Source organism: Methanosphaera sp. BMS (assembly GCF_003268005.1).
Classification (GTDB): Archaea; Methanobacteriota; Methanobacteria; order Methanobacteriales; family Methanobacteriaceae; genus Methanosphaera.
On sequence record NZ_CP014213.1, the window covers coordinates 1,242,238 to 1,255,252 of the forward strand.

8 protein-coding genes are annotated in these 13,015 nt (G+C 35.1%); 6 read left to right on the forward strand and 2 right to left on the reverse strand.

The features are described 5' to 3' along the window. Nucleotides 1-310 precede the first annotated feature (310 nt). The 3 genes from AW729_RS04475 to AW729_RS04485 all read left to right on the forward strand — a co-directional run bounded on the left by AW729_RS04475 (nt 311) and on the right by AW729_RS04485 (nt 4,997). Nucleotides 311-2,749: an Ig-like domain-containing protein gene (locus AW729_RS04475; protein WP_112123976.1), complete on the forward strand. Its 2,439-nt coding sequence runs from the start codon at nt 311-313 to the stop codon at nt 2,747-2,749. Nucleotides 2,750-2,940: 191 nt separating this feature from the next. After that, nucleotides 2,941-3,402, forward strand: coding sequence for a deoxyuridine 5'-triphosphate nucleotidohydrolase (locus AW729_RS04480; protein WP_112123977.1), 462 nt, complete (start codon nt 2,941-2,943; stop codon nt 3,400-3,402). 5 nt (nt 3,403-3,407) lie between these two features. Beyond that, nucleotides 3,408-4,997, forward strand: a complete 1,590-nt coding sequence (locus tag AW729_RS04485; RefSeq protein WP_162685791.1) for a thiamine pyrophosphate-binding protein — start codon at nt 3,408-3,410, stop codon at nt 4,995-4,997. A gap of 102 nt (nt 4,998-5,099) precedes the next feature. Here the strand turns inward: AW729_RS04485 and AW729_RS04490 are convergent, their stop codons facing one another. Beyond that, a complete protein-coding gene (locus tag AW729_RS04490; protein ID WP_112123979.1) occupies nt 5,100-6,269 on the reverse strand; it encodes a TIGR04083 family peptide-modifying radical SAM enzyme in 1,170 nt (389 codons plus the stop codon). Nucleotides 6,270-6,305: 36 nt separating this feature from the next. Further along, nucleotides 6,306-8,084, reverse strand: a complete 1,779-nt coding sequence (locus tag AW729_RS04495) for a ribosome biogenesis/translation initiation ATPase RLI (protein WP_112123980.1) — start codon at nt 8,082-8,084, stop codon at nt 6,306-6,308. A gap of 746 nt (nt 8,085-8,830) precedes the next feature. Between AW729_RS04495 and AW729_RS04500 the strand changes: the two genes are divergently transcribed. The 3 genes from AW729_RS04500 (at nt 8,831) to AW729_RS04510 (ending at nt 13,000) form a co-directional block, all read left to right on the forward strand. Beyond that, a complete protein-coding gene (locus tag AW729_RS04500; protein WP_112123981.1) occupies nt 8,831-9,040 on the forward strand; it encodes a histone family protein in 210 nt (69 codons plus the stop codon). A gap of 500 nt (nt 9,041-9,540) precedes the next feature. Next, the gene (locus tag AW729_RS04505; protein WP_112123982.1) at nt 9,541-11,367 is read left to right on the forward strand and encodes a glycosyltransferase family 39 protein; all 1,827 of its coding nucleotides are present in this window, start codon (nt 9,541-9,543) and stop codon (nt 11,365-11,367) included. After that, the gene (locus AW729_RS04510; protein WP_112123983.1) at nt 11,354-13,000 is read left to right on the forward strand and encodes a glycosyltransferase family 39 protein; all 1,647 of its coding nucleotides are present in this window, start codon (nt 11,354-11,356) and stop codon (nt 12,998-13,000) included. Before AW729_RS04505 ends, AW729_RS04510 begins: the two co-directional genes overlap by 14 nt. Nucleotides 13,001-13,015 lie beyond the last annotated feature (15 nt).

The window sequence follows — 13,015 nt, forward strand, 5'->3', positions numbered from 1 at the left end:
TTTTATTTAAATTAAAAAGTACCGAATTTAAAATAACATAACTAGATTTAAAATAAAATAAACATGATAAAATATATTAATAAAAATTCATATAAAACATATTAACAAAATAGAGATATTCTAAAAATCATATAAAAATTTTAAAAAGCATATATGAGTTAAATATTACTAAAAAAGACTAAACAATTAACAACAGACCCCGTGAGTAATATCCCTACTTTTGTTTTACATGTAATTCAATAATAGAATTACGTTGAAAAAAGAAAAATTGAAATTCAAATTTAGATATCAGGAGAAATAACTGATAAGTATGTTGAATAATAAAAAAACATTCTTATTCTTCACGATTCTGATAACAGCATTATTTGCCATGACAATTGTTAGTGCAACAGATAACAACGACATGACATCAGATACAGACATGCCGGCAATTGATGAATCCCCATCAGCAAGTGATAACGTTAACATGATTAGTGAGAAACAAGAAGTAAATAAAGATGATAATAACAACAAATTGAATACTGTTTCAACAACAAATACTCTGACAAAACACAATACAAAGAACATTAAAACAAAAACAGAAACAGTTACAAATTACAGTCAACTGGTAAGTAAAATCGAGGATGCCACGACAACAACCAAAATAACATCCAAAAAGATAAATACAAAAGTCACATCAACCGTTGTAAACAAGAAAGTAGGCAATAGCAGCATTAATGTAACGCTTAAAACGTCAGACGACAATGTAATATCCAACGCTAAGATAACCGTTTTAGATAAAAACAATAAGATAATTGCAAATGCCACAACAAACAATAAGGGAATTAGCAATATAAAACTTGACTTATCCGGTGGAACAAATTCATTAACTGTTAAATATGATGGTAACGCCACATATAATCCATCAAATACAACGGTTTCAATCAACGTAGAGAAACTTACGCCAAAAATTACGTTAACGGCTACAACACCGGTTGTTGTCAATCAAACAATTATAATAACTACAAGCGTTAAAGATGCAAACAACAAGCCAATTACTGGAAATGTAACAATCAGATTAAACAACAACATCCTTAAAACAATAACGCTCTCTAACGGACAGGCAACAACTACAACCAAGATAACAAACAGCGGCTCCAATCAGATTATAGCAACATACAATGGAAATGTCAATTTCACGACCATTACCGCAAACAAAACCGTGACGGTAAACAAGCTAAACACGACGTTAAATATATCAGCAAACAATACTGCTCCAAGGGTAAATGATAAAGTGAAAATAACCGTATCATTAAAAGACTCATCAAACAAAGCCGTTTCAAATCAAAATGTGACAGTCAAGATTAATGAAAAATCATATGCATTAACTACAGACAAGAATGGAAATGCAATTGCAGATTACACCCTAACCAAGAGTGATAAGGCAGTAAACGTAACGGCCACATTCAAATCAAACGGCAATTACCTGGCATCCAAGAATTCACTCAACATTACAAGAAAATACCAGGCGGATATGGAACTCTTAACAGGATCATTTGACACAAAACCTGGAGATACTGTTAAACTCATAGCACATATTCAGGACAATCACATGGACATTGATGGAGGTCAGCTAGTATTCAAACTAAATGGAATGTCACTTAAGGATGAAAACAGCAGTGCGGTAATAGTCATAATCAAGAATGGCCTTGCAATACTCGAATACAAAATACCTGACACCCTTGGTGCTAGAACACATAACTTAACTGCTGTATATGCTTCAAACACCTATGGAAGAGTAGAGTTGACAACGCCTATGACCATAGGAAAATACGTTACACACATCGACGTAAATCCATTATACACTACAAACAACAAAATACGCATCAAGGCACAAATAGTCGACCAGAACAATCAGGCATTAAACAAGCAAACAACTGTAAGCATAAAACTAAACGGTAAAAGTTACACATTAAACACGACCAACGGAACAATAGACTACCAAATAAATCAAACACTTGCAAACGGTTACTACAACATTACAATAATAAGTGGAGAAAACGGTAAATACCTGGGTTCAACTGCTAAAACAGTACTCATTAAATCGGTCACCGAAATAAAAACTAATTACATCAACAACACATTAAATACCAAAACAACGACAAAAAGTGGAGACATAAAAACGGGTAATGTAATGAGCATACTGACAGGTGCAAGTATTATAAAACCTGGTGACAGATTAAAACTAATTGCACACCTATCTGATGAGCAGATAGACATAAGCGGTGGACAACTTGTATTCAAACTAAATGGATTATCACTTAAGGATGAAAACGGCAGTGCAGTAATAGTTAAAATCAAAGACGGACTGGGAATACTTGACTATAAAATACCGGATACATTAGGTGCAAGAACACACAACCTGACGGCTGTTTACTCATCAAGCAAATATGACAGGGTAGAGTTATCCACAGACCTAACCATGAACAGATTAAACACACACATTGAAATAGACCCAATATTCACCAGTTCATCTACAAATTACATTAAAGCCCAGATACTGGATGACAACAACCAGCTAATCAACAAGCAAACACAGATAGTTATTAAAATAGACGGTAAAAGTTATAACCTGACAACGTCTAACGGTAAGATAAACTACAAAGTACCAACAATACTATCCAAGGGATTACATCAGATAACAATCATAGCAGGAGAAAACGGCAAATACATATCAAGCAGAAAGAATACAGTACTCATACAAACCTAAATACACTTTAACCCCCAATTTTTTACTTTTTTTACTACAAAAATAGCTTTTATTTAATTTCAATCATCCTAATTATAAGATACAGTTCTTCGGTTATGATAATTTTTGGAGTGTACTTTGAATTAGGATAATGGATGAAAAAATTTTTTAGTAACGACTTTAAGATATAATTTCATAAGGAGGATATCTTGATGTTAGGAGAACATGAATTGAAGAAATTATTTCCGGAGTATGCCGATTCAATAGAGGCATCCGGTATTGACTTGAAGGTAGATAGAATATTCAAACAGGCCAGTGGCGGTTCCTTAATTGATAACGTTAAAAATTTGCCAGAACTGGAGGAAATTACTGATGATATTGTCATATTGGAGCCTAAAACTGCCTATAGCGTTATGATGGAGGGCAAGATTAAGATTCCTAAGGGTTATACCATGCTTTATCTGCCAAGATCTACACTTCTAAGGTCATTTATCTCAGTTCATACTGCCGTGGGTGATCCTAATTTTTATGGAACCCTGCAGTTTATGGTTGTCAACAACGGTGAATATCCATTTAAACTAAAGAAGGGTGAACGTATTGTTCAGGCCGTTGTGTTCCCGGTTGAAGGTTCCGGTGAATATAATGGTTCATATCAAGAAAAGGAAGATGAATGATTAAAATGAAGACTGATAAAAATATTGCACAATATCTTGTTAATAAACTGGAAAAAGAGGGAGTGGAGTACATATTTGGTTATCCCGGCGAACAGGTTCTGCCGATATATGAGGCTTTACGCAATTCCAAGATTAAGCATGTGCTTGTAAGACATGAACAGGCAGCGGCTCATGCTGCTGATTGTTATGCCAGAATAACCGGCAAGTATGGTGTTTGTATTGCAACGGCCGGTCCCGGTGCAATGAATCTGGTTATGGGTGTTGCAACGGCATACAAGGATAATGTTCCTTTGATTGTAATTACGGGTGATGTTGAAAAGGCCGACAGGAATAGCGATTGTTTCCAAGAGATGGACATCAATGGTGTTTTTAAGCCGATAACCGTTAAGTCATACTATTCCTGTACTCCCGAGAAGCTTGAGAACAATATAGAGGAAGTGTTCAACTATAAAAAAAGTGGTATCAACGGGCCGTTCCACATCAATATACCAAAAGATGTTCAAAATAAACCAATGAATATACACCACAGGACCATTACAAAGAAAAAAATAGGGGATGTTATTGAATCTTCGATTTTAGATACAATTAAAGATATAGATGATAGCATAAAACCATTAATTATTGTAGGTTCCGGTGTGATTTATGGGGGTTGTATTGATGAGTTAAAAACCTTTGTTGAAAAAACACAAATACCACTTACAACAACATTCACATCACGTGGCATCATCTCCGAATATGATGATATCAACCTTGGATTGACCGGTACACGGGGAACAAAAGAGGCCAACTATGCTGCGGGTCATGCGGATTTGATACTTGCACTGGGCTGCAGATTATCCGACAGAACTCTCAAGCATGTGGCTACAAAAAACATCATACAGATAAACACCAACGTCGAACATAACCGTGCAGGCAAATTCTACAACTATAACATCAAGGAATTTTTGGAAAAAATGAACGAAAAGGACCTGCCCCAAAAAGATGACAAATGGCTGCATAGGATAAAGTCCCAGGGTGAATATCCACCTAATGAAATTGATAAAACGGACAATCTGCATCCTGAAGAGGTAATAAACACAATATTATCAAAGGAAAACAGGAACATAACCTTCATATTCGATGCGGGACAGAGCCCAACATACTTTACCACGAATTCAAAGGCAGAAAAACACGGACAACTGCTCTTTTCTGGTGGGTTTGGGCCTATGGGTTTTGCATTACCTGCAAGTATCGGTGCAAGCTTTGCCACGGATGACGTTATAATAGCATGTCCGGGTGACGGGTCAATACAAATGACGATAGAGGAATTGGCCACTATACATACCTATAAGCTACCCGTTATTATCATAGTACTTGACAACAACCTTCTTGGTATTATAAAGCAGTGGCAGGATATGCAAGAGTTGCCGAATTACCAGGTAAAACTGGATAACCCTGACTTCATAGGATTGGCCAAGGCATATGGCATAGACGCCGAAGAGATTACAAGCATAGAACAGTTAAGCATGAAACTTGAGGAGGCAATTGAAAAGAGGAAGGCAAAATTATTCCACGTTATGATTGAGGACGTGCATATACCAATGCCCAACCATTAAAACAAAAAAATAGCGTGACATGAGTTTTATTAAAAAAAAAAGTGATTGGTAAAAAAAAATAAATTTAAAAAAAAACGAAAAAATAATCGGTTGTAGTAAGTATCACTTCATGGCGATATCCATTACACTGAACTTCTTCTTATTATCCTCTTTTTTACCTAACCCCACATCCAAAGTGAAGTTAAAGTCTTTTTCTACGGTTTGATCCAATTCATCAAATGAAAACATCAGCTGTTCATCCATTAATTCATTTATCTTATCGAATATCATTTTATAGGCCGTGCAGTGTGGATCCACCTGGTTTACTTCATGATTTGACATTACCAGTGCATTATATGGACATCCTCCACGACAATACTTGATGTGTTTGCAGTCGGCACAGTCTGTGTCAACGAAATCCTTGAATTCATGCAATAACTTTTCTGCCCGGGAGTCCATAAGCTCCTCATATGACGGCTTATCCGATACGTGTCCCATCACATAGTCGGGCATGTCCACAAATCGGTAGCAAGGATAGATGCTCCCGTCAGGCCCTATTGCAAATGTTGAATCCATACAGTCCACATATGTACATACGAATCCTGTCTTCATGAAGACTGCCTTACATAGGTGGTCAATATTTTTTAGCTCTATCTCATCTGCCAAATCAAGGTATTCATCAAGCAGGTATAACAACAATTCACCATAATCTTCTGGTTCCAATGCGAAGTTATCGCTTTTATGACTCTTTATTGATGGAAGTGCAGGGTGTATCTTCATGTTAAAAGCATTGCCCTTGAAGAAGTTGAATATTTCCTCCTTGTATTTAATGGAGTAGTTTGTAAACGTGCTTATGAAACTGCATCGAAGTCCATGTTTTTTGGCTATTTCATATCCTGCCAACGTCTTGTCATAGTATCCAACTCCACGCTGAAGGTCATTCAATTCTTTTGGGCCGTCCAGGCTGCTTCCTATGGGAACTTCATATTTCTTGAAGAGACTTGCCAGTTTATCATCCATCAGCCACAGGTTTGTCTGGATTGCATATGCAGGATAAAGATCATCAAGATGCGTGCTTATCTTTTCAAGGGCATATTCATAGAAGTCATATCCTGCAAGTAATGGCTCTCCCCCATGGAATGTGAATGTCACCGGTTCTTTTTTAAAGTCCTCGAGCCATTCTACTATGTCATCCATGGTTTCTTTTGTCATCACCAGGCTTGTTGTCTCTGAACTCCAGCAGTAGCTGCAATTTGCGGGACATCCCATTGTCGGTATTATCATTATGTGCATATGGTTTTCACCTGAAATAATATGATTTGAAGGAAATTATTCCTCCAGATAGTAGTATTCGCCTTTTTCTTTTTGTTGACGGTCAAGGTAACTGTCGTATTTGTTTACTCTTGGCCTGTTGGTTTCCTTATCTCTACGGAAGGTTATTTCCACGTCGGATAGGAATTTGTTCATTGCATCCCTTAAGTTTATTGGTGCTGTCGCCTTACCGTATTGGCTTGATTTTCCATAGAATACCATTGCCCTATCAGATATGTAGTCGATGAATACTATGTCGTGGTCTATGATTATCGCTGATGTATCGTCCCTTGTGATTACGTGTTTTATTGCCTTTGCTATTTTGAGCCTTTGTTCCACGTCAAGAAATGCAGTCGGTTCATCCAAGAGGTATAGGTCTGCTTCCTGTGATAATGTTACGGCTGTTGCCAGTCTTTGCATTTCCCCACCGGATAGTTTGCTTACCTGTTTGTCGATTATTTTGTCCAGGTCAAATGGTTTTGATATGTCTGTTTTAAATACGTTTGATCCGTATCCCTTTGCATGGGTGTATAGGAAGTCTTCTACACTTCCATCGTAATCTGACTGTATGTACTGTGGTTTGTATGCTATTTTTATTTCCTCTTCTATTTCACCGGAATCTGGCTTTACCACACCGGCCAGCATTTTAGCATATGTTGTTTTTCCTATACCGTTTGGTCCGAATGCCGTGATTACCTGGCTTCTGTTGAGTTCTCCCTCTTCTACCTCAAGTTGGAAGTTTTCATATTTTTTGGAAAAGTCAGAGTATTTTGTTATTGTCTCTGATTCTATCATGTCACTTGGTGGTCTTATCTCGAATTCTATCGGCTGCTTTCTTATTCGTATATTTTCCTCGTTTAAGAATCCGTTGATGTAGGCGTTTATTCCTACTCTTACTCCACGTAGTTTGGATACTACACCGTATGCCCCTTCCTGGCCGTACATTACGTGCACGTAGTCACTCATCGCGTCAAGGGTCGCCAGGTCGTGTTCGATTACAAGTACGTTTCTTTTTTCTTCAGTCAGTTGTCTTATTACCTGTACAGTGTTTAGTCTTTGTTTTACGTCAAGCCATGAGGTCGGCTCGTCTATGTAGTAGAAGTCTGCGTCTTTGAGTACTGCCGCTGCTATTGCTATTCTCTGTAATTCTCCTCCGGATAGGTTTGCCAGTTTTCTGTCAAGTGTTGATTCCAACTCCAGTGTCTGGACTATTTCATCCATCTTGTTTCTTTCATCCACTCCCTCCAGTAGTTGGGATACGTTTCCTTTTACTACTTTTGGCAGTTGGTCTACCATCTGAGGTTTGTATGATAGTCTTATTTCATTGTTTGATAGTTTTTTGAAGTAGTTCTGCAGTTGGGATCCCTTGAAGAAGTCTATCGTTTCATCCCATGTTGCTTCATGTTCATAGTTTCCGTAGTTTGGTATGATTTGTCCGGATAGTATGTTCAGTATTGTGGATTTTCCTATACCGTTTGGTCCAAGTAGTCCCACTACTGATCCTTCCTCTATTGTTGGCATTCCGAATAGTTCAAAACTGTTTGGACCATAGCGGTGTATTGGCGTTTCGGTCAATACTTCTGGCAGGTTAATTATGTTTATTGCATTGAATACACATCTGTTTGTACATATTCCACAACCGGAACATAATTCCTCCGATATTACTGGTTTTTTATCTTCTTCACTTATGATTATGGTATCCTCTTCCATCCTTACTCCAGGACAGTATTCTATACACATATAATTACATTTTTTTGGTTGGCATTTATCTTTATCCAATATTGCAATTCGGCTCAAAAATAACACTCCCCCTTGATTTCGTATTTGTATAAATAATGTTGATTAAAAAGAATTGATATTAATATTTTTTTGATTGTGATAAACTGTTTTTAAAAATCATTGATAATTATATACTATATTTATAGTTAGTGATATATATCTTTATATTTTTTTAATGTGAAAGTTGAATTGAAAATAACCGAAGCATAATCACTATTTTTAATATTTAATTAGGTAGTATTAGTTAATTTAGATAAAAAAAATAGTTTTTGTAAGTATATGTGATTTTATATAAAAAATTGTTGAATAAATAGAAAAAGAGTAATAAAATGATTATATTCAATAATAACAGCACCATTGGACTATTTAGACAGGACTTAATATAAAAAATATACAATGTATAATATAATTGGCAATATTAAAACAATTTATACAAATATATTTCCAATACTAAAAATACCAGTATCAAGTTATATATAGATAGTCCCATTTTATGTCTAGTTAATGAATTACTTTTATTTTAATCTATGGTTAAAGTATTTATAGCAGCCATAGAAATCTACAATTAAAACTACTTAAAATCTTATTTTAAAAAAATAATATTAATCTTTTATTTTAGATAAACCTTTAATTTTATGTCTATTTATTTATTTTATAATATGTCAAGTCTTATATTTTCATATACCAATATATAAAAATTATGATGTAAAAAACAATACATATAAATACTACAAAGATATACTAAATTTTATAGGAGTGATAATATGGAACAATTACCAATTGCACCTATGGGTAGAATTTTATCTAATGCAGGTGCTTCACGTGCTACAAAAGACGCAAAAATAGAATTATCCAAAAAATTATCAGAACTTGGAGAAGCTATTTCTGTAGAAGCAGTAGCCATAGCAGAACATGCTGGTAGAAAAACTGTAAAAGTTTCTGATATCGAATTAGCAGTAAAATTAAAATTTTAAATAGAAAAAAAAAACTTTAATTGGTTAATTTTTTAATCAAAATCTGACACATTAGTTATTAAATAATAACTATAAAATAACTTTTTTTATTCACATATTTTTTTATTTTTTTATTATAGCCCAAAAGGATATTATGTTTAAAACGTTAAAAAAATAAAAAATAATTTTTTTCTTTCATTAAAAAATCCGAGGATAAACATACTATTGGCATTTAACTTTTTAGGATAGAACATAATTTATTTAATTAAAATAAAAATTTTAGTAAAGCATTGGAAAAACACGACCTGATTTTAAAAATAAAGCATCATTGAACTTTTTCTCAAAAATAACTTAATTTTGCATATTCTCATGTCAATACATGATTATACACTAAACATATCCCCCATAAAAAGAACACAAAAATACACCCCACTTAGTATGCAACTATTAAAAAGTATAATTCTAAGATTTGACAAATAGATAAATAGAAACATATAAAAAGATAAGGGGAAAGCGAATATATGATAAATGAGATTAAAGAATTTATTGACAGGAATCGTTTAGATATTTATTATATATTAATACTAGTGGCATTACTGTTAATCATAAGCATTCCCAAGTTATTAGTTCAATATAACGCGGGCATCATTAACTGGGACACATACCTGTACCTGGAAAATGGTCGTTTATATGCCAAGATGGGCTGGGGTGACGTTCCAAGCATATCACCAGTTCTTCCATTGATACTTGCAAAGATATTCCTGATAAGAGGACATACATTTCAGGAGGCAATATTTACTGTCGACGTATTATTTTACATACTGGGAGCAATAGCATTATACCTGCTTTTAAGATACAAGTTTGACTACAACACAAGCCTTCTTGCAAGCATAATCTATGCGACATTCACCCTGCTGTATTCATGGGTCGGCATTGGAGGAAACGACATCATAGGAGTAACCGGAACAATACTGACAGTCTACCTGATATTAATTTCAAATAAATATTCAAACAAGTTCTATCTTCTGGCAATTCCAATTGCGGCATATGCATTTCTATCAAGATATACTGCAGGAGTGATGATTTTTGCCATATTGTTTTTCATAATAATCAACAAGATAAATCTTAAAGAATTAAAATATATGATAGCAGGTTCAATACTTGGAGTAATCAGTATTTCATGGTTCTTATATGAATTCAACAAGGCACTGGACACTCCATTTCCGTTTCTTGGACAGTTCAGTGGAACTGTACAAAACACGCCCGTCCTTGATTCCGGTTATCTTCCTGATAACACATACTTCCTGAGAAATCTGCCGCAATACCTGTCAAGCCATATCAATTCAAACAATTTTAACAGCTGGGTAAATCCATCATTCAATGACCCGTCAATAATCTCATATATACTGATTATAATGATGATAATTGGATTTGCCGCCATAGTCTACAAGATATTTAAGGCCGTCCGTGACAACAAAGAGGATTTCCTTCAAATAAAAAACATTATCCTTCTGGCAGTACTTGCAATAGTTGCGGCTGTATGCATATTGACCATAGGAACATCATACATCATCACGATACTGCTGTTTATGGTTGTGCTTGGAGGATTATATTATCTGTTGAAGGATTACCCTATAGAAAAGCTCGACTATGAATTTCTGATGATAAGCCTGTTTGTGGTATATCTAGTGTTCCAGTCAATATTATCCACCAAAAACGATCGATACTTCATAACGGTCCTGCCGTTTATAGCATACTTCATAGCATGCGGAGTATCATGGATATATGAACTGATGGATAAGCATGTATCCCCATTAGAAGTCAAAAAGAGAAGTGTCAAACTATCAAGCATCATATCGGCGATATTAATAGTTTTCCTGATAGCAAACTCTTTGGCATACTGCTATGACACGCCGACGGAGAATCATTACGAAGACATTGAAGAAGCCTGCAGTTGGCTTACCGGCTATGACAACAACATAACAAATCAGACCATTATCGTATCGGACAACTGGCCAGCGGTTACGTGGTACTTGAATGTTTATGGTCAAAGGGGAGTGTTGAATGTCAAGAATCAGTCCCATTACTGGCTCTTTTCAAGAGACATACTAATCCAAAACGAGACCAATCATGCGGCCACCTATTACATCGACACACACAATGACATCAAGGCAGACTATCCTGGACTTACCAAGATATACCGGACGGGGGATGTGGTTATCTATGAAAATGATTACATACTAAACAACAGTAATGCAACTGTCGAATGCGACGATTATATTAACTATATCAACAATACACTAGAAAGCGTTAAGGGCAATTATGGTGATGTAAATGGAAAGTTATGATTATAAAACGGACAAGCTGTTATATCTGCTTGTGATTATTTCATGCGTTTATACGGGAGTTCTGATTTACTGCCAAAACATCATAGGAATCAGTTACTGGGATATCTTCGTTTACCTCAATAACGCCATGCTGTTTTCACATATAAACATCGGCAGCCAGCTGAGTGTTCCGCCGATTCTATCCCTGATTACATCAATACCATTCCAGATGGGCTTTATAAGCGAGTTGACGCTCTTTTGTGTAAGTGGAGTATTGTTTGTATTCTTGATGATAGGAATATACATATTGTTTAATTACAGATTCAAACGTGAGTATTCATTTATTGCAAGCATCATATTTTCAATGACATCACTTGTTGTTACATGGGCCGTAAGCGGATCCAATGATTTACCGTCACTGGCATTTGCCATATGGGCCATCATATTTACGATAAAGGCCGTCAATGAGGATTTCAAATACTACTATCCTGCTTTCGGATTGTTTTTATTATCCTTCTTCACAAGATTTACTGGAGGATTTGTACTTATTGTAATGATATGCTACATATTGTTAAATCGCAAGAAGGTTATGGGACAACTTACCAAGAAGAATATTATGCAATTTGTACTGTTCTTTTTATTGGTTTTTGGAGTCATATCAGTCATATATTATTCTTATCTTGGTGGCATTCCATTTATCAGCCAGTTTATTGAAGTGTCAAACAGCAATCAGGTATCAAGCGTCAATGTGGGATATGAGTTAAATACGTTCTATTACATTGAACACCTGCCTCAGTTTATCAGTTCATATTCGGTTAATGATTTGTACTTTTCATCATTATCTACAGTGTATAATACGCCCACACCGTTGGCATACGTGATTTTACTGCTGTCGACGGCGGGTGTGATCTTATTTATGGCAAAGATATTCAATGAGGACAATCGCATAGACAAATCATTCAAATATAAGATAGCATTATTGGCAATAATATGCATTTTTATAATAATTAGTTATTCACATATATCTTACTTGATAACAGAATTATTGTTTATAGCATTGGTGTTATTATTATACAAATTACTTCCAAATAAATTAAATAAAATCGACTTACTTATGATATTATGGATGGGAATTTTTATTATATTGCATTCTTATCACCCGGTAAAAGTTGATAGGTATATTGTGACAATAATAATACCAATAATATATTTCATGATTATAGCAGTAGACAACATAAGCCATTATCTTAATAATAACAAAGTACCATTAACCATATTGACGATAATCATGATATTGATGATAGCATTCAATGCTAGCTACATGCAGTCAATCACCCATGAAAATCCCCATACCACGGAGGAAAAGAGGGCAACACAATGGCTAAAGGATTATGACAATAACCTTACGACAGAAAACATATCCTCGGACAGGGGAGTAGTATTCAGCTGGTATCTTAAAAAATACGTCTACACCACAATACCAAGGGTACTTGAAAACGGTAACGAAAGCCTGGAGGATAAACTCGATTCGATAAATGCAAAATATTACATAGACTCAAGCAGTAACCTTACAGGAATAGAAGGATATCACAGGATATATTCAAACAACAACAGCCAATATAAACTGGCAATATATGAAAAGGACAACAGATAAAAATTCAAACAAATA